The 17684-nt window shown below is 65.7% G+C and carries 23 protein-coding genes and 1 other RNA gene; 15 read left to right on the top strand and 9 right to left on the bottom strand.

The window, feature by feature from the left end:
• Positions 1–8 precede the first annotated feature (8 nt).
• A complete protein-coding gene (locus tag AC0J5K_RS04115; RefSeq protein ID WP_274565558.1) occupies positions 9–1466 on the top strand; it encodes a sulfatase family protein in 1458 nt (485 codons plus the stop codon).
• A 51-nt stretch (positions 1467–1517) separates the two neighbouring features.
• Here the strand turns inward: AC0J5K_RS04115 and AC0J5K_RS04120 are convergent, their stop codons facing one another.
• Complete coding sequence (locus AC0J5K_RS04120; protein ID WP_048530217.1) at positions 1518–1964, bottom strand: YHS domain-containing (seleno)protein; 447 nt, start codon at positions 1962–1964, stop codon at positions 1518–1520.
• A gap of 140 nt (positions 1965–2104) precedes the next feature.
• Here AC0J5K_RS04120 and AC0J5K_RS04125 point away from each other — a divergent pair, with 140 nt between their 5' ends.
• On the top strand, positions 2105–2455 hold the full coding sequence (locus AC0J5K_RS04125) for a hypothetical protein (protein ID WP_074834573.1): 351 nt from the start codon (positions 2105–2107) through the stop codon (positions 2453–2455).
• 41 nt (positions 2456–2496) lie between these two features.
• Positions 2497–2955 (top strand): copper chaperone PCu(A)C, encoded by a 459-nt coding sequence (locus AC0J5K_RS04130; RefSeq protein WP_074834575.1) that lies wholly within the window; start codon positions 2497–2499, stop codon positions 2953–2955.
• Positions 2956–2987: 32 nt separating this feature from the next.
• Here the strand turns inward: AC0J5K_RS04130 and AC0J5K_RS04135 are convergent, their stop codons facing one another.
• Positions 2988–3677, bottom strand: a complete 690-nt coding sequence (locus tag AC0J5K_RS04135; protein ID WP_074834576.1) for an NAD-dependent deacylase — start codon at positions 3675–3677, stop codon at positions 2988–2990.
• 80 nt (positions 3678–3757) lie between these two features.
• On the opposite strand from AC0J5K_RS04135, the gene AC0J5K_RS04140 reads away from it, so the two are divergent.
• Together AC0J5K_RS04140 and AC0J5K_RS04145 are read left to right on the top strand one after the other, a co-directional pair.
• Complete coding sequence (locus AC0J5K_RS04140) at positions 3758–4201, top strand: low molecular weight protein-tyrosine-phosphatase (protein WP_274565557.1); 444 nt, start codon at positions 3758–3760, stop codon at positions 4199–4201.
• A gap of 74 nt (positions 4202–4275) precedes the next feature.
• Positions 4276–4395 (top strand): entericidin A/B family lipoprotein, encoded by a 120-nt coding sequence (locus AC0J5K_RS04145; RefSeq protein ID WP_074834579.1) that lies wholly within the window; start codon positions 4276–4278, stop codon positions 4393–4395.
• Here AC0J5K_RS04145 and AC0J5K_RS04150 read toward each other — a convergent pair.
• The 5 genes from AC0J5K_RS04150 to lepA all read right to left on the bottom strand — a co-directional run bounded on the left by AC0J5K_RS04150 (position 4392) and on the right by lepA (position 8832).
• A complete protein-coding gene (locus tag AC0J5K_RS04150; RefSeq protein ID WP_048530224.1) occupies positions 4392–4607 on the bottom strand; it encodes a dodecin in 216 nt (71 codons plus the stop codon). The two genes, AC0J5K_RS04145 and AC0J5K_RS04150, sit on opposite strands and share 4 nt — an antisense overlap.
• Before the next feature lie 67 nt (positions 4608–4674).
• Positions 4675–4911, bottom strand: coding sequence for a hypothetical protein (locus AC0J5K_RS04155; protein ID WP_048530226.1), 237 nt, complete (start codon positions 4909–4911; stop codon positions 4675–4677).
• A gap of 77 nt (positions 4912–4988) precedes the next feature.
• Entirely contained in the window at positions 4989–5984 is a 996-nt protein-coding gene (locus AC0J5K_RS04160; RefSeq protein WP_274565556.1) for a PIN domain-containing protein, read from the bottom strand.
• A 79-nt stretch (positions 5985–6063) separates the two neighbouring features.
• A protein-coding gene (locus tag AC0J5K_RS04165) for an IS5 family transposase (protein ID WP_141224905.1) occupies positions 6064–6821 on the bottom strand; the annotation gives its coding sequence in 2 pieces (ribosomal slippage) (positions 6064–6485 and positions 6485–6821; 759 coding nt in all).
• A 211-nt stretch (positions 6822–7032) separates the two neighbouring features.
• Entirely contained in the window at positions 7033–8832 is a 1800-nt protein-coding gene (lepA, locus tag AC0J5K_RS04170; protein WP_048530228.1) for a translation elongation factor 4, read from the bottom strand.
• 188 nt (positions 8833–9020) lie between these two features.
• Here lepA and AC0J5K_RS04175 point away from each other — a divergent pair, with 188 nt between their 5' ends.
• Complete coding sequence (locus tag AC0J5K_RS04175) at positions 9021–9302, top strand: acylphosphatase (protein WP_048530231.1); 282 nt, start codon at positions 9021–9023, stop codon at positions 9300–9302.
• A gap of 136 nt (positions 9303–9438) precedes the next feature.
• Here AC0J5K_RS04175 and AC0J5K_RS04180 read toward each other — a convergent pair whose 3' ends face one another.
• Complete coding sequence (locus tag AC0J5K_RS04180; RefSeq protein WP_048530233.1) at positions 9439–9891, bottom strand: Lrp/AsnC family transcriptional regulator; 453 nt, start codon at positions 9889–9891, stop codon at positions 9439–9441.
• Positions 9892–10011: 120 nt separating this feature from the next.
• Between AC0J5K_RS04180 and AC0J5K_RS04185 the strand changes: the two genes are divergently transcribed.
• Positions 10012–11061, top strand: a complete 1050-nt coding sequence (locus AC0J5K_RS04185; protein ID WP_274564165.1) for a Glu/Leu/Phe/Val family dehydrogenase — start codon at positions 10012–10014, stop codon at positions 11059–11061.
• A 105-nt stretch (positions 11062–11166) separates the two neighbouring features.
• Positions 11167–11910 carry a 1-(5-phosphoribosyl)-5-[(5-phosphoribosylamino)methylideneamino]imidazole-4-carboxamide isomerase gene (locus AC0J5K_RS04190; RefSeq protein WP_048530239.1) on the top strand — a complete coding sequence of 248 codons (744 nt, stop codon included), beginning with the start codon at positions 11167–11169 and terminating at the stop codon, positions 11908–11910.
• A gap of 102 nt (positions 11911–12012) precedes the next feature.
• Here AC0J5K_RS04190 and AC0J5K_RS04195 read toward each other — a convergent pair whose 3' ends face one another.
• The gene (locus AC0J5K_RS04195) at positions 12013–12705 is read right to left on the bottom strand and encodes a metal-dependent hydrolase (protein WP_074834584.1); all 693 of its coding nucleotides are present in this window, start codon (positions 12703–12705) and stop codon (positions 12013–12015) included.
• Between the two features lie 153 nt (positions 12706–12858).
• Between AC0J5K_RS04195 and AC0J5K_RS04200 the strand changes: the two genes are divergently transcribed.
• The 7 genes from AC0J5K_RS04200 (at position 12859) to rpmG (ending at position 17557) form a co-directional block, all read left to right on the top strand.
• Positions 12859–13509, top strand: a complete 651-nt coding sequence (locus AC0J5K_RS04200) for a ceramidase domain-containing protein (protein ID WP_274564608.1) — start codon at positions 12859–12861, stop codon at positions 13507–13509.
• Between the two features lie 37 nt (positions 13510–13546).
• A complete protein-coding gene (gene gatC / locus AC0J5K_RS04205; protein ID WP_048530245.1) occupies positions 13547–13834 on the top strand; it encodes an Asp-tRNA(Asn)/Glu-tRNA(Gln) amidotransferase subunit GatC in 288 nt (95 codons plus the stop codon).
• The gene (gatA, locus tag AC0J5K_RS04210; RefSeq protein WP_274564613.1) at positions 13834–15321 is read left to right on the top strand and encodes an Asp-tRNA(Asn)/Glu-tRNA(Gln) amidotransferase subunit GatA; all 1488 of its coding nucleotides are present in this window, start codon (positions 13834–13836) and stop codon (positions 15319–15321) included. Before gatC ends, gatA begins: the two co-directional genes overlap by 1 nt.
• 33 nt (positions 15322–15354) lie before the next feature.
• The gene (locus tag AC0J5K_RS04215; protein ID WP_274564615.1) at positions 15355–16038 is read left to right on the top strand and encodes a hypothetical protein; all 684 of its coding nucleotides are present in this window, start codon (positions 15355–15357) and stop codon (positions 16036–16038) included.
• A gap of 74 nt (positions 16039–16112) precedes the next feature.
• Entirely contained in the window at positions 16113–16736 is a 624-nt protein-coding gene (locus AC0J5K_RS04220; protein ID WP_274564901.1) for an N-acetylmuramoyl-L-alanine amidase, read from the top strand.
• 12 nt (positions 16737–16748) lie between these two features.
• Positions 16749–17156: RNase P RNA component class A (gene rnpB, locus AC0J5K_RS04225), an RNA gene on the top strand.
• Between the two features lie 233 nt (positions 17157–17389).
• On the top strand, positions 17390–17557 hold the full coding sequence (gene rpmG, locus AC0J5K_RS04230) for a 50S ribosomal protein L33 (protein WP_048530254.1): 168 nt from the start codon (positions 17390–17392) through the stop codon (positions 17555–17557).
• Positions 17558–17684 lie beyond the last annotated feature (127 nt).

A 17684-nucleotide genomic window follows, 5' to 3' on the forward strand; every position in this document is an offset into this window, starting at 1 on the left:
AGCCGACCATGACAGCTCCGAAGCCCGACATCGTCTTCATCATCACCGATCAGCAGCGGTATGACACCATCGCCGCGCTGGGCGCCTCCCATATGGACACGCCCAACATCGACCGGCTGGTGACCACCGGCGTCAGCTTCGAACAATGCCATGTCACCGCGCCTTCCTGCGTACCGTGCCGGGCCTCGCTCTTTACCGGCTATTACCCGCACACCAATGGCGTGCTGGCCAATGGCCAGCCCTGGAGCCGCACCTGGGTCAGCGATCTGGCGCGGGCCGGCTATCACTGCGTCAACATCGGCAAGATGCACACCATTCCCTATGACGCCAAGGCCGGCTTCCACGAACGCTACGTGGTCGAGAACAAGGACCGCTACATGGAGGGCCGCTGGTTCTTCGACGAATGGGACAAGGCGCTGGCCTCGCACGGGCTGAAAAAGCAGCAGCGCGAGACCTACCGCAAACGTCCCGATTACAAGGACCGCCTCGGTGCCTTTACCTGGGATCTGCCGGCGGCGCTGCAATCGGACAACTTCATCGGCGAGACCACATGCTGGTGGCTGGAGACCAAGCCGGTGGACAAGCCGCTGTTTCTCACCATCGGGTTCCCCGGGCCGCATCCGCCCTATGACCCGACGCCGGAGATGGCCGAGAAATACATGGCGCGCGACGTGCCGCTGCCCGACGTTTCGGACGAGGAGCTGGCCGCACTGGCCGCGCCCTGGATCGAGAAACGCCAGCACGACGTCGAGGTCGACCATGACAGCGTGGCGTGGAAACTGAAGCCCACGCAAGAAGAGCTCAAGCGCATGCGGGCCTATTATTATGCCAACATGGAGATGATCGACACCCAGGTCGGCCATATCCTCGATGCGCTCGAGGCTCGCGGCAACATGGACAATACCATCGTCATCTTCACCTCGGACCACGGCGACAATCTGGGCGATCACGGGTTGAGCCAGAAATGGGCGCCTTATGACGCGGTGACCCGGGTGCCGATGATCGTCTCGGCGCCGGGCCGTTTCGAGGGCGGGCGCGAGGTGTCCGAGATGGTGCAGCTCTTCGATCTCGGACCGACGATCCTGGAATGGGCCGGAGTGACGCCGGATGCCAGTTTCGAGGCCGAAAGCCTGAACCCGGTGTTGGAGGGCAAGCCCTTTGACGGCCGCAGCCATGTTTTTTGCGAACAGGCCGGCGATGTGAACATGACCGGCGCGAGCTATCTCACCATGGTCCGCTCGACCAGCCACAAGCTGGTGCATTTCAACGGCTCGGAGGCGGGCCAGCTCTTTGATCTGGTGGCCGATCCCGGCGAGCGGGTGAATCTCTGGGACGATCCGGTGCATGCGGCGGACAAGCAGGCGCTGCTGGGCGAGCTGCTGGATTTTCACGTCGAAAGCACCCTGCGCACCCGCAACGCCCGTCACCTCATCGTCTCGCCTCCGGGCGAGCAGGCCTGGCAATAGGCGACCGGCGCCGGGGGCGGCGCGCGGTGATTGGCGGCGGCTGGGACCGCCTCAGCCGAGGATGCCCGGCCAGTTGGCCCGTCCCTTGGCGATATTGCCCGGCACATCCTCCAGCCAGAGCTCTCGGGCGCGCAGGTTGGCGTTGAGATAGAGCCGGCCTTCGTAGACCGTCCAGGCTTCGGGGATGGTGGGCGCGAGATAGCCGCGCGAGGCGGCAAAGGCGCAGTAGCCGCCGAATTGCGGCGCGTAGCGTGCCGGCTCGGCGGCAAAGGCGTCGCGATCCTCGGCGCGCGCGAAATGCCAGGTCGCGCCGTTCCAGTCGGCGGCAAAGCGACCTTCGGCGAGAACCGGCCCGCCGGTGGTGAAATAGGCCACCGGATCGGCGCCATTGATGGCGACGCCCCCGGTCTGAAAGACCTCAGGCTCGCGGGCCAGCGCAACACGGGGCAAAAGCGGCGCGGCGGCCAGGGCGGTAAAGAGGGTTCGTCTGGTCAGCATGGCGGGATCTCCGAAAACGGTGCCGGCCAAGCATGCCCGCGCGCCGGCCGTCGCAATAGCCCCCCTCACCAAGTGGTGATGCCGCGCGAGCGACACTAACGCCTCTTGGAGCCGGCGGGGAAATCGCTTACCCCGGCCGCATGCGCGCCCAACCTCGCCTCTTTGCCGGCTTGCTGCTGGCCCTGCTGCTCGGCCTCACCGGCCAGAGCATGGCGGTCGCCCGCGGGGCGCCACCACCGGTCGGCGTAATGGTGCTCTGCACCGGGGCGGGGCCGCTGAGGGTGCTGGTGGACGAGACCGGCGCGCCGGTTGGCCCGATGCACATCTGCCCCGATTGCGCGCTGTCGCTGTTTGACGCCGCCCCGGCCGCAACGCCCGAGGAGCTGGCCCGGGCCTTCACCCGGCAGGGGCGGGCGCGCAGCCCCGGCACGGCCGAGGCCGGGCGCGTGCAGCCGGCGTCCTGCGCCCGGGGGCCGCCGGCCCGGGTGTGACCCATTCGCCAATGACTCACACCCAAATTCCGGAGGTTCAGATGACCCTGACCCGTTTTTCCGCGGCGCTTGCCGCAACCCTTCTGGCCGGCCCGGCGCTGGCAGAGGATATCCTGATCGAAGACGCCTATGCCCGCGCGTCGAACGCCCGCGCCGGGGCGGCCTTCATGGTGATCCACAACCAGGGAAGTGCCGAGGACCGCTTGATTGACATCCGCTCGGACGCCGCCGCGCGGGTCGAGCTGCACAGCCACAGGGACATGGGCGATGGCGTGATGAAGATGACGCACGTCGAGGCGGGCTTTGCCATCCCGGCGGGTGGCAGCCATGCGCTGGCGCGGGGCGGCGATCACGTCATGTTCATGGGGCTCGCCGCACCGTTCGAGCAGGGCGCCACCGTCACCGTGACGCTGACCTTCGAACGGGCCGGCGAGATCGAAGTGGCAATCCCGGTCGATCTGGAGCGTCAGCAGACGGATCACGGCAAGACGGGGCATTAACCCCTTTCGGGCGTCGGACCGGCCGCCGGGCGCTAGCCCAGCAGGCTCTCGACCCAGCGGGGCACGGTCTCGGTCGCCGGCCCGCTATGGCAATGATCGAACAGATGCGAGACGGCGGTGGGCTCGAGGCTCAGCTCCACCGTCTCGGCCCCGGCGGCGCGCGCATCCTCGACAAAGGCCGCCGCCGGGTAGACCTGCCCCGAGGTGCCGATCGCGGCAAATATCCGGGCCTCGGCCAGCAGCGCCGCGATTTCCTCCATGTAATGGGGATATTCGCCGAACCAGACCACATCGGGCCGCGCCGCGGCCCGGTGACAGGCCGGGCAGGGGGTTTCCTCGTCCATCTCGGGTGGCGCCTCCCATTGGTGACCACAGACATCGCAGAGCGCGCCCGCCAGCCGGCCGTGCATCTGCAACACGTGATGCGAGCCGGCCCGGCGGTGCAGGTCGTCGACGTTCTGGGTGACGAGGGTCACCACGTCGCTGCTCTCGGCCTCGAGCCGCGCCAGCGCCGCATGGGCGGCATTGGGCCGGGCGGCGGCGGCCTGGGCGCGCCGGATGTTGTAGAAGCGGTGGACCAGCGCCGGATCGCGGGCAAAGCCCTCCGGGGTGGCGACATCCTCGATCCGGTGCCGCGCCCAGAGCCCGCCTTCGTCGCGAAAGGTGCCCAGCCCGCTTTCGGCCGAAATGCCCGCGCCGGTGAGAATGACGATCCTGCCCATGCCGGCCCCCTGCCGCTGTCGATTGCCCCGCCTGGCGGGGCGCGCTACACCCGGGGCGATACTGGCAAAGGCGCAGGCATATGACCACCCGCATCCTCTTCGTCTGTCTCGGCAATATCTGCCGCTCGCCCGCCGCCGAAGGTGTGGCGCGGGCCCTGGCCGGCGGGCGCGACCTGCGGTTCGACAGCGCCGGCACCGGCGATTGGCACCTGGGCCACCCGCCGCATCCGCCGATGCAGGCGGCGGCCCGGGTCCGGGGGTATGACCTGAGCCGGCTGCGCGCGCGTCAGGTCACGCCGGCGGATTTCGACGATTTCGACCTGATCATCGCGATGGACGCCGACAACCTCGATGCCATCGAGGCGCTGCGCGGCGGGTCGGACACGCCGGTGCGGCTCTTGACCGATTACGCCGAGGGCCCCGAGGATCACGTGCCCGATCCCTATTTCACCGGCGATTTCGACGGGGCGCTGGCGCTGATCGAGCGCTGCACCCGGGGCCTTTTGCGCGACATTGCGCCATGAGGGGCGAGGCCGGCTTTTCAACGCGCCCGCATCGCGTTATGGCCTGTCGGGCAAAACCCGCAGGAGGCCGGAGCATGTGGAAATTGGTGATTGCCGGGGTGACTTTGATCGCGCTCGCCGGCTGCGAGACGGTCCGGGGCGCCGGACGCGACCTGCAATCGGCAGGCCGCGTCGTGGAACGGTCGATTCCCTAGGCGCCGTCGCGCTCGAGCCGGAAGCCGAGCTTCACGCCCACCTGAAAATGCGCCACCTCGCCGTCGGCCACATGGCCGCGGATGTCGGTGACCTCGAACCATTCGACATGGCGCAGGCTCTGGCTGGCGGTGCGGATCGCCTGTTTCACGGCATCGTCGATGCTCTCGCTGGACGAGCCGTAGACTTCGGTGACGGGATAGACATGTGACATGTTTGGTTCCTCCGTTTGACCTCTGCCCCGGACTCTAGCGCGCCCCGCGGCCGCGTCCCGAACTTTCTCAGATCCCGAGCAATGCCCGCGCCTCGGCCAGGGCATCGACCGAGGCCTGATGGCTGCCCGACCGGTGCAGCGCCTCGCCATCGGCACGGAGCTGCTTGACGCGCGCGAGGTCGGTGGCGCTGAGGCTGGCAGTCTTCAGCGCGGCGTCGATGGCGGCCATGTCGGCCGGACATTGGAAGGCGGCAGCCGGGCTGGCGAAAAACGCCAGCAGGGCGGCGGTGATGAGGTGTTTCATGGTGTGTCTCCCCCGAGGTTGCGTGCGGGAGGGTAGCATGATTGAGGAGGGATGGGGGGTCACGATTGCGGGTGGAGTTAAAAGGGGATCTCGTCCTCAGTTGGTACGGAGGCTTCTGGCATAGGTAGGAGTCCCTGAAGCTTTTCCTTTAATTGGCCTGGAATTTTTTCAGAGAAGCCATTGAGTAAAAGTTTGTAGAACTTGAATACGTCATCATCCGACAGAATCCAGTTCACTTGGCTGTTTTCCTCGGCAGCCGCTATCAGACGCTTTATCTGGTTTATCGAGAAGTGATCTATTTGAGATAGCTTCTCGATTGCGATATGAGTGTCATAAAAGCTTCCGCTGGCTTCTAGCTCCGCCACTGCCTTCGAGGCTTCAGTGAAGGCTTCAATCGGAGCGTTTGGGAACTTCGCTGCCATGAATGTGCGAAGAGAAGGGAAGAATTCTACGTCAGCGATGTGCATCTCCATCAGTTCCCGAGCAAGAAACTCATTGAACTGGTTGTCGTGTAGAGCGCTTCGGTAGTCCTTGTCTCTGGACACAAAGCACAAAGTCTGCAAAAGGCCTATTTCAGACAGTATGCACTCCCAGTTTAATGCGTCACCTAGGCTCCCTTTTTTTCCGGGCGGGTTCCCAACCTCCACGCGAGCCTGCGCCCGCGACAAAATTTCGTCTGTCACATCAATAACTTTAGATTTTTCGAATATCTCGCCTACAAGCTCGTCGGCGCTTAACTTGTTTGATTTGGCTCTTTCTATAACTGCGTCCACCAGTAGCTTGTGTGAAGATATGTGCTGCTTTGCGTCTTTCTCGTAGGACGATGATTCTGGGAGATCTCGAGCAAGCGCTGGAACCTTTCTTGAAACAGGTAGTCTGAAGTCCTTGATAGCTTCGGCTATCTTTGCTTCGCGATTTCTCCAGAATTCATCGATCACTTGTTTGGGGAGGAAAAATTTTATTTCTCCTTCTTGGGAAAGTATAAACAGGTTCCTGAACTGCATCAGGTCGTCTTCTGAAAAGGCGTAGAGCGATAGGAATATATTCGTATCGACAAATAAATTGATGGCCATGCTGGACCTTCGGCTGATTTTTAACGATTGAAATGCCTCCATAGTAATCTATGGGTGCCGGTCGGGCTAGGGTCAGGACTCATAGCCAGTAAATGACGAGTGCGGCGAGAGCGATGGCTGACAGGAAGACCTTCGGGCACCGGTCGTATCGGGTCGCCACACGCCGCCAATCCTTCAGCCTGCCGAACATGATTTCGATCCGATTGCGGCGTCTGTAGCGGCGCTTGTCGTACTTGACGGTTTTCTTGCGCTGCTTGCGACCGGGGATGCAGGCGCGTATCCCTTTGTCTTTCAACGCTTCTCGGAACCAGTCGGCGTCATACCCTCGATCTCCGAGCAGCCATTCCACCTTTGGCAAACTGCTCACCAAGGCGCGGGCACCGATATAGTCGCTGACCTGACCGGCAGTGACAAACAGGTTGAGCGGTCGGCCCTGACTATCGCAGACCGCATGCAGCTTTGTGTTCATGCCGCCTTTGGTCCGACCTATCAGGCGTCCAGGCCCCCCTTTTTCACGCCCATGCTGGTCGCTGTGCGATGCGCCTTCAGGTAGGTGGCGTCAATCATCACGGTCTTCTCTTCGCCGTGCCCGGCAGCCAGTCCGGCCATCATCCGGGTAAAGATGCCTCTGTCACTCCACCGCTTCCAGCGGTTGTAGAGTGTCTTGTGTGGGCCATACGCACTCGGCGCGTCGCGCCACCGCAAGCCATTGCGATTGATGAAGATAATTCCACTCAACACACGCCGATCATCGACGCGGGGTTTGCCGTGGGACTTCGGGAAGAAGGGCTCAAGACGCGCCATCTGTGCATCTGTCAGCCAGAAAAGATCGGACATGTTCACCGCTCGTTTTTCGAACCGTGAATCACGCCGACAGGCGGAAATCAATGGGTCCTGACCCTAGGTCAATAATTTTAGTGTGTGATCGACGGACCACCGCCAACCACTCGGCTTGCCGCACTATCAATTGCCGTGGCGAAAGCCGTAGGGTGGGTTTATAACCCACCATATTTTTCGACGAAGGTGGGGTGAAACCCCACCCTACGGGTCACCCGTCCATCTTCAGCGCCGAGATAAACGCTTCCTGCGGGATATCCACCTTGCCGAACTGACGCATCTTCTTCTTGCCGGCCTTCTGCTTCTCGAGCAGCTTCTTCTTCCGCGTCGCGTCGCCGCCGTAACATTTCGCCGTCACGTCCTTGCGCAGTGCCGAGAGGGTCTCGCGGGCGATGACCTTGCCGCCGATCGCTGCCTGGATCGGGATCTTGAACATGTGGCGCGGGATCAGCTCTTTCAGCTTCTCGCACATCGCCCGGCCGCGCATCTCGGCGCGGTCGCGGTGCACCATGGTCGAGAGCGCATCCACCGGCTCGTCATTCACCAGAACCTGCATCTTGACGAGGTTGTCCTCGCGGTAGTCGGTGATCTGGTAATCGAAGGAGGCATAGCCCTTGGTCACCGATTTCAGCCGGTCGTAGAAGTCGAACACCACCTCGTTCAGCGGCAGGTCATAGACCACCATGGCCCGGCTGCCGGCATAGGTCAGGTCAAGCTGGATGCCGCGGCGGTCCTGGCAGAGCTTCAGCACGTCGCCCAGGAACTCGTCCGGCACCAGGATGGTGGCCTTGATCCGCGGCTCTTCCAGGTGATCGACGGTCGAGGGGTCGGGCATGTCGGCCGGGTTGTGCAGCTCGGTCATCGCGCCGTCTTTCATGTAGACGTGATAGATCACCGAGGGCGCGGTGGTGATCAGCTCGATGTCATACTCGCGCTCGATCCGGTCGCGGATCACCTCGAGGTGCAACAGCCCGAGAAAGCCGCAGCGGAAGCCGAAGCCCAGCGCCGCCGAGGTCTCCATCTCGTAGCTGAAGGAGGCGTCGTTGAGCGCCAGTTTCTCGATCGCGTCGCGCAGATCCTCGAATTCCGCCGAATCCACCGGGAACAGGCCGCAGAACACCACCGGCTGCGACGGCGCAAAGCCGGGCAGGGGCTTTTCGGCGCCCTTCTTCTCGTGGGTGATGGTGTCGCCGACCTTGGTGTCGCGCACCTGCTTGATCGAGGCGGTGATGAAACCGATCTCGCCCGGCCCCAGCTCGTCGACCTTGGTCATCGCGGGGCGGAAGACGCCGATCCGGTCGACGCCGTATTTCGCGCCGGTCTGCATCATCTTGATCTGGTCGCCCTTTTTCAGCACGCCATCCATGATCCGCACCAGCACGACAACGCCGAGATAGGGGTCGTACCAGCTGTCCACCAGCATCGCCTTGAGCGGCTGGTCGCGGTCGCCCTGCGGCGCGGGCAGACGGTGCACGATGGCCTCGAGCGTGTCCTCGATGCCGATGCCGGTCTTGGCCGAGACCTGCACCGCCTCGGAGGCGTCGATGCCGATCACATCCTCGATCTGCTCGGCCACCCGGTCGCAATCGGCGGCCGGCAGGTCGATCTTGTTGAGCACCGGCACGATCTCGTGGTCGGCATCGATCGCCTGATAGACATTGGCCAGGGTCTGCGCCTCGACGCCCTGGGTCGAATCGACAACCAGCAACGAGCCCTCGACGGCGCGCATCGAGCGGGACACCTCATAGGCAAAGTCGACGTGGCCGGGGGTGTCGATCAGGTTGAGCACATAGGCCTCGCCATTGCGGGCGATGTAATCGATCCGCACGGTGTTGGCCTTGATGGTGATGCCGCGCTCGCGCTCGATATCCATGGCGTCGAGCAATTGCTCTTTCATGTCCCGTTCAGCCACCGTGTTGGTGGATTGGATCAGCCGGTCGGCGAGGGTGGATTTCCCGTGGTCGATATGCGCGACGATCGAGAAATTGCGAATATGGGCGAGGTCTGTCATGGATCGGGATATGATGTGAAACGGGCGGATCGTCAATTGGATCTGTGGTCCGAGGCGCGACAATCGGCGCCGCGGGGGCCCCTTTGGCGGCTTGGCGCGGCGGCGATGCGCCGAAGGCCGCCCGGGTGGTTTCACCAGACGGCGATCCGTGGCAAGCTTTCCGCGCAACTATGACGGAGAGCCCCGAGATGACGCAGCAGATTGCCAGGCGGGCCCGGGTGATGGGCCGGGTGCAGGGCGTGGCGTTTCGCGCCTGGACGCAGGGACAGGCCGAAAACCTCGGGCTGCGCGGCTGGGTCTGCAACAACCCCGATGGCTCGGTCTCGGCGCTGATCGTCGGCCCGCCCGACAAGGTCGAAGAGATGCTCGACAGCATGTGGGCCGGCCCGGGCGCGGCCGCGGTGCGCGACGTTTCGGTCGAGACGGTCACGCCGGTGCCGGAGGTGTCTGGCTTCGAGATCACCGGCTAGGCTGCCGCGGGCAGGGCGTGAGGCGCGAGGTCCCGGAGTGTGCGGCGCGAGGTCCCGGATCGGGGTCCGGGACGGTGGGCGCGTCGATGTCGCCGTACGCGCCCCGGACCCCGATCCGGGGCCGCCCGGCCGCCGCTCACATCGGCAGAACATCCCGACGGATCATCGTGCGCAGGGCAAAGCTCGAACGCATGTTGCGGATGCCCGGCACCTGCATCAGCCCGTCCTCGAGGAACCGGTCGAAAGCCGCCAGATCGCGCGCCACCACGCGGATCAGCACATCGCGGGTGCCGGTCATCAGGTAACATTCCATCACCTCGTCGAACCGTCGCAGCGCCGTCTCGAAGGCGGCAACCGCGTCGCGGCTCTGGTGTTCCAACTCGACGAAGATGAAGGCATTGAGCGGCAGCCCGAGCTTTTCCTGATCAACCCGCGCCGAGTAGCCGGTGATCACGCCGCTTTCCTCCAGCCGGGCAATGCGGCGGGCGAGCGGCGTGGCCGAGAGGCCGACGGTCTCCGACAGATCGGCCAGCCGCTGGCGGCCGTCGCGCTGCAAGGCCTGCACGATCTTTGCGTCCGTAGCGTCCATTTACCATTTGCCTCCGCTGTCTTGGTGATTTTCACCAATCCGACCAGGATCGGCAATGGTCTTTGGTGAGTTTTTGCGTTGGTGCCGCGCTAGGATTCTCTCATACAGGAGGAGAGAGCCATGTTGACACGGATCGATTGCAGCACTCACGAAGAGGTCTACCGGGTGACCGACCGCGAAAGCGGGCTCGAAGGGCTGATCGCGATACATTCGACGCAGGCAGGGCCCGCCGCCGGCGGCCTCAGGATGCGGGTCTATCGCGGGTTTGACGAGGCGCTGGCCGATGTGCTCGCCCTGTCGCGCGGCATGACCTACAAGAATGCCGCCGCCGGCCTGCCGCTGGGTGGCGGCAAGGCGGTGATCCTTGGCGATCCCCGGACCGACAAGACCGAGGCCAAGCTGCGCGCCATGGGTCGTGCGGTGGCGGCGCTCGAGGGCCGCTACTGGACCGCCGAAGACATGGGCATGAGCCCGGAGGACATGAAGGTGCTGGCCGGCGAGGCCGAGTTCGTCGCCGGGCTGGCCGACGGGCGGTTCGCCAGCGGCGATCCCTCGCCGATCACCGCGCAGGGCGTCTTCAACGCGCTGAAGATCGGCGCGGCGCGGCACTTCGGCAGCGCCGATCTGAAAGGCCGGCGCGTGGCGGTGCAGGGACTGGGCCATGTGGGCTGGTATCTCTGCGACTATCTTGCAGGGGAGGGGGCGCAGCTCATCGTGGCCGATACCGTGGCGGCCCGGGTCGAGGAGGCGCAGGCGAAGTTCGGCGCCGAGCTGGCCGCGCCCGACGAAATCCACCGGGTTGTGGCCGATGTCTTTGCGCCCTGCGCTATCGGCGGCATCCTGAACGGCCAGACTGTGCCCGAGCTGCGCGCCTCGATGATCTGCGGCGCGGCCAACAATCAGTTGGCCGATGACGCCGCCGCCGATGCGCTGCATGCCCGCGGCATCCTCTATCTGCCGGACTACGTCGCCAACGGCGGCGGGATCATCAACGCCGCGACCGAAATCCTGCGGATCGAGAACCGGCCGCGTTTCGTCGCCGAGCGGCTGGCGCAGCTCGAACAGACCATGCGCGGCATCCTGGCCGCCGCCGCGCGCCAGGACACCAGCCCGGCGCATGTCGCCGACGCCACGGTCGAGCAGGGGATGGCGCTGCGCCGCGCCGGCTGACGCCGCCCCGCGAAGGTCGAAATCAGACCCTTGAGCGCCGCGTTTCGCGCGGCGTTCCCGCACCAGCCCGCCTAATGCTATACTCATGCGGCAAGGAGGGGTGACATGCAGCTAATTCCGACCATCGAACTTCAGAACGGCCACCCGGTCAGTCTCTATCGCGGGCGGCTCGAGGAGCCGCAGATCTGGCATGTCGATCCGTGCGACTGCGTGCGCCGCTTTGCCCATGCCGGGGCCGAGTGGATCCATGTGACCGATTTCGACGCCGTCGCTGGCGGGGCGCCGCAGGATGCGCTGTTGCAGGCGCTGATCCGTGCCGCCGAGGCGCCCTTGCAGGTGGGCGGCGGCGTGCGCTCGCGCGAGCGGATCGAGCATCTGCTCGACATGGGGGTGGGGCGGGTGGTGATCGGCACCGCGGCGCTGAACCAGCCCGATCTTGTCAAGGCGGCGGCCAAGTATCACCCCGACCAGATCGTTCTGGCGGTCGATGTCTACCAGGGCCGGGTGATGACCCATGGCTGGCGCGAAACCTCGGCCTTCACGCCGGAAGATTTCATCGATTATTTCAAGGACGACCCCTTGGCCGCGATCATGGTCACCGACATCGACAGCGATCTGTCGGATGCCGAGGCCTCGCTGGCGCTGGTCACCGACCTGGCGGCGCACTCGCGCCATCCGGTGATCGCCAGTGGCCTGGTGCGCACGCTCGACGATCTGGCGCGGCTGAAATACGTGCGCAACGTGTCCGGCGCGGTGGTGGGCCGGGCGCTGTTCAACAAAAGCGTCGACCTGGGCGAGGCGCTGAAACTGGCGGCGCGGCCGATCGAGGAGGTGGCGGAGTTCCTGTGAGCCTTCGGTCGGGCCCGCGGGGTGCCGGCGGGGAGTCTACGTCCCCCCGCCGGCACCCCGCGGGCCCGCAACAGGCCAAGGATACCTTGCGTATTCAACCGGTCAGAGCGTGATCGGGGTCAGGATCTCGGGTTCGATGACGTTCACGCCGGGGAGGCCGTCTTTCAACGCCTCGGCCGATTGCTCGAGCAGCGGGAAGGTCCGGTAGTGACAGGGGATCACCGTCTCGAAATCGAAATAACGGCTGGCGGCATAGGCCGCGGCCTTCATGTCCATGGTGAAATGCCCGCCCGCCGACAGGATGCCGATCTGCGGCTTGTGGTAATCGCCCATCCAGTCCATGTCGGCCATGATCGTGGTATCGCCTGAGAGGTAGATCACCTTGCCCTCGGCCGCGATCATGTAGCCCACCTCGCTGCCGGCCGCCTGCGGTCCGCTGTCGGAGCCGAAGGTCGAGCTGTGCGAGGCCGGCACCATGGTGAGATGCACCCCCGCCGCCTCGACCGTGCCGCCCTTGTTGAAGCCGATGGTTTCGACGTTCTCGTGTTCACCCCAGTATTTCATCACGTCGAACTGGCCGATCACCGGGATCTCGAGCCGGCGCGCCAGCGGCAGCACGTCGACCACGTGATCGAAATGGCAATGGGTCAGCAGGATATGGGTGGCGCCGGCGGTGGCCGTCTCGTGCTGGCTTTCCTCCAGCATCGGGTTGCCGGTGAGCCAGGGATCGATGAGGATCCTGGCCGCGCCGGTCTCGAGCCGGAAGGAGCCGTGGCCGAGCCAGATGAGTTGCATGTCGGTTCTCCCTTGAGGTTTCGCCAGAGCCTAGCATGATCGCGCCGGCGGTCCAGTGAGCCGGGGCGGGGGCGCTGGGCCGTGCCCTGCCCACCGGCGGCGCCTGTCGTTCGGGCGTGCACGAGGTATTTTCGGCAAGAGGAAGGGCAGGGAGTGGATTGGGGTCAACCGGTGGACGGATATTGCGAGCGGCTGGGGCCGGGGCTTTGGGCCGAGCCGCTGAACGCGGTGACGAACCTGGCGTTTCTTGTCGTGGCGCTCTGGCTCTGGCCACGGGTGGCGGGCCGGGCGCGGCTGCTCTGTGCGGTGCTGGCGGTGATCGGGCTGGGCTCGGGGCTGTTTCACACATTTGCCCAGGCCTGGGCCGGGCTGGCCGATGTGCTGCCGATCGCGGTCTTCGTGCTGCTCTATCTCTACCTGGCGAACCGGGCGTATTGGCGCCTGCCGGTCGGGCTGTCGCTGCTCGGGGTGGGGCTGTTCTTTCCCTATGCGGCGCTGGTGGTCTGGCTGCTGGCGCCATTGCCAGGGGTCGGCGGCTCGGCCGCCTATCTGGCGGTGGCGCTGCTGATCGCGCTTTATGCGCTGGCGCTCCGTCGCCGGCTGCCGCATGTGGCGCGCGGGCTGGCGTTGGGCGCGGCGCTGCTGGCGCTTTCGATCACCTTTCGCGCGCTGGACGGCCCGCTTTGCGCCGCCTGGCCGATCGGCACGCATTTTCTCTGGCATCTGCTCAATGCGGCGATGCTGGGTTGGATGATCGTGGTTTACCACCGGCACATGGTTGCGGGCGGCGGGGCGGGGCGGTAAAGCCCTTGCCAGACCTGAATGGATTGGGAGCGACCCGATGTCGATCGATCAAGGCACCGCCGCCAAGGTGGCGAAACTGGCGCGCATTCGCGTCGACGACGCAGACCTGCCGGCGCTGGCGCAGGAGTTCAACAATATCCTCGGCTTCATCGAGCAACTGGGCGAGGTGGATGTCGAGGGTGTCGAACCGATGGTCTCGGTCACGCCGATGCGGTTGAAGCGCCGCAAGGACGGGGTGACCGACGGCGGCCAGCAGGACAAGGTCCTGTCGAATGCGCCGGATGCGCGGGAAGGCTTCTTTGCAGTGCCGAAGGTGGTTGAGTGATGGCTGAATTGAACGGACTGAAGATCGCCGAGGCGCGCGACGCGCTGCGCAAGGGCGATGTGACAAGCGTGGAACTGACCGAGGCCTGCCTCTCGGCGATCGAGGGCGCCGGCGCGCTCAACGCCGTGGTGCACAAGACACCCGAGATCGCGCTCGAGCAGGCGCGCGCCGCCGATGGCCGGATCAAGGCGGGGGACACGCCCGACATGTGCGGCATTCCACTGGGCATCAAGGACCTGTTCTGCACCAGGGGCGTGGCCAGCCAGGCGGCCTCGAAGATCCTCGACGGCTTCACGCCGGAATACGAGAGCACCGTGACCCGCCAGCTGTTCGAGAGCGGCGCGGTGATGCTGGGCAAGCTCAACATGGACGAGTTCGCCATGGGCAGCTCGAACGAGACCTCGACCTACGGCAATGCGGTCAACCCGTGGAAACGCGGCAATGACGAGGCCCAGCTCACCCCGGGCGGCTCCTCGGGCGGCTCGGCCTCTGCCGTGGCGGCCGACCTCTGCCTCGCGGCCACCGGCACCGACACCGGCGGCTCGATCCGCCAGCCGGCGGCCTTTACCGGCATCACCGGCATCAAGCCCACCTACGGCCGCTGCTCGCGCTGGGGCATCGTGGCCTTTGCGTCCAGCCTCGATCAGGCCGGGCCGATGACCAAGGACGTGCGCGACGCCGCCATCATGCTGGAAGCCATGTGCGGCCACGACCCGATGGACAGCACCTCGGCCGATTTGGCGGTGCCGGATTTCGAGGCCATGCTGACCGGCGACATCAAGGGCAAGAAGATCGGCATCCCGCGCGAATACCACATGGACGGCATGCCCGAAGAGATCGAGACGCTCTGGGCCGAGGGCCGCAGGATGTTGCAGGCGGCCGGCGCCGAAATTGTCGACATCTCGCTGCCGCATACCAAATACGCGCTGCCGACCTACTACGTCATCGCCCCGGCCGAGGCCTCCTCGAACCTGGCGCGCTATGACGGCGTGCGTTACGGCCGCCGCGCCCCGCTGGCGCAGGGCGACGGCATCACCGAAATGTACGAAAAGACCCGCGCCGAGGGATTCGGCCACGAGGTGCAGCGGCGGATCATGGTCGGCACCTATGTGCTTTCGGCCGGTTTCTACGACGCCTATTACAACCGCGCGCGCAAGGTGCGGACGCTGATCAAGAAGGACTTCGAGGATGTCTTTGCCCAGGGGGTCGATGCGATCCTGACGCCGGCCACGCCTTCGGCGGCCTTTGGCCTGGGCGAGATGAAAGAGGCCGATCCGGTGCAGATGTACCTCAACGATGTTTTCACCGTGACCGTCAACCTCGCGGGTCTGCCGGGCATCTCCGTGCCCGCCGGCACCGACCGGCAGGGGCTGCCGCTGGGGCTGCAACTGATCGGCCGACCCTGGGAAGAGGGTGATCTGCTGAATTGCGCCTATGCGCTCGAGCAGGCGGCCGGTTTTGTTTCCAAGCCGGCGAAATGGTGGTAAGCAGCGCGAAAGAGCAGGTATGAGGCTGGATCCATGCGTTTTTTGCTGATCAGTGCCGCGCTGGGCGCGGCGACCGTCCTGGCGGCCTGTGCGCCGACTGTGCCCGATAGCGGCGCCGGCGTGGGATTCGACCGGGTCGACCAGGACAGGATCGCGCGGAGCACGCGCGAGCGCCGACTGGAAGGCGCGGCACCGGTCACCACCATGACGCTCGACGGCGAACCGGTCGACGATGAGGCGCGTCAGGCAACGGCGGCCAATTCCGGCGTGGCGCCCGTTCAGGCCGGCCCCGACAACCCGCCGCCGCAGGCGGTGACCGATGCCGCGGGCATCAGCCGCGAGCAGGATTTCCAGGCGGTCTCGGGCGAGCGCGACATCGAGGACGACGCCGAGCGCCTGCGCCAGGCGCAATCGCAGTACCGCGTGATCCAGCCGACCGCCCTGCCGTCGCGGCCGGGCAGCGACCGGCCCAATATCGTGGCCTTCGCGCTGCAAACCAACAATCCGGTGGGCGTGGCGATCTACAAGCGCTCGTCGCTCAATTCCCAGGCCAAGCACCAGCGCAATTGCGCCGGTTTTGCCAGCCCCGATCTGGCGCAGGAGGACTTCCTCGCCAATGGCGGCCCGGAGCGTGACCGCAAGGCGCTCGATCCCGATGGCGACGGCTTTGCCTGCGCCTGGGATCCGACGCCCTTCCGCCGGGTGCGGGGCGGCTGATCTTGCGCGACGGCGCGGCGCTCTGGCACCCGTCGCCGAATTTCGGCGCGCGGCGCGGCGGCGCGCGGCCCGACATGGTGGTGCTGCATTACACCGCCATGGCCGACACCGCCGCCGCGCGCGACTGGCTCTGTGATCCGGCCTCTCAGGTCTCGGCGCATTATCTGATCTCCGCCACCGGCCGCCTGATCCAGATGGTCGACGAAGGCGCGCGCGCCTGGCATGCCGGCGCCGGGCGCTGGGGGGCGGTGACCGACGTCAATTCCCGCTCGATCGGCATCGAGATCACCAACAGCGGCGCACAGCCCTTCACCGAGCCGCAGATGGCCTGTCTCGAGGCGATGCTGCGGCGCATCACGGCGCGCTGGCAGATCCCGCCGGAACGGGTAATCGGCCATTCCGACATGGCCCCGGGGCGCAAATCCGACCCCGGCCGCCGCTTCGACTGGCGCCGGCTGGCCCGTCGCGGCCTGGCGGTCTGGCCGGCGCCGGCCGCGGCGGCCCCGGATCGGATGCAGTTCCGCGAGCTTGCGGCCGCGGCCGGCTACACTGCCGAGGTTGCCGAGGACATCCTGCTTGATGCCCTCAGGGCGCGCTTTCGTCCCTGGGCCATCGGGCCGCTCGCGCCGGAGGACATGGCGCTGGTTGCTGGCCTGGCGGCGCGCTTTCCCGTTGACCGGAGCCGGCTGAGCGCCTAGAGGCTGCGATGCGCGGAAGGCTGGATGGCCGCGGGGTCGCAAGATTCCGAGGAAAGTCCGGACTCCCTGAAGCAACGGTGCCGGGTAACGCCCGGGCGGGGCAACCCGACGGATCAGCGCCACAGAAAACAGACCGCCTCGTATGTCGCTCGCGATATACCGGGTCAGGGTGAAACGGTGGGGTAAGAGCCCACCGGGGGGCTGGCAACAGCGCCCGCATGGCAAGCCCCACCGGGAGCAATGCCAAATAGGGGCCTCGCGCGCGGCTGATCGCCTTCGGGGGATATCGGCGCAGGGATGCTTCAGCCCGAGAGGCCCGGGTTGGCAGCTAGAGGCGCGGGGGCAATCCCGTGCCAAGAGGAATGGTCATCGGCGGTCGTCAGACCGTCACAGAATCCGGCTTACAGGCCTTCCGCGCATGCCGTGGCCAGAGGGCGCAGTTCCGCTGCTTCCTCTTGCCGAAAATACCCTCGGGGGAGGCCGCAGGCCGGGGGCGGAGCCCCCAGGACGCACCTGGAGGCCGAAGAACGACCTCTTGCCGGCAAAACCGCGCAAAACCGCTTGACTCGCGCGCGATCCCCGGTAGAAGGCGACCTTCATAGAGATTTTCGAGTGCGCGATGGCCTTGGCCCGCGCCACGCAGGAGACGAGACATGGCGAAGCCGACCACCATCAAGATCCGCCTGAATTCGACCGCGGGCACCGGCCACTTCTACGTGACCAAGAAAAACGCGCGCACCATGACCGAGAAGATGGTCGTGCGCAAGTTTGACCCGGTTGTGCGCAAGCACGTCGAATACAAGGAAGGCAAGATCAAGTAAACGATCTGCCGGACGACCAGACAACGCCGCGCCGCCTCCGGGCCGCGCGGCGTTTTCGTTTCCGGGGGCGCCCGTGGCGTGGTTCCTTGCCCCCTCTGGCCGCTTCGCCGAAGGGGCGCCGGAGCGG

It is taken from the genome of Marinovum sp. E3 (assembly GCF_055755275.1).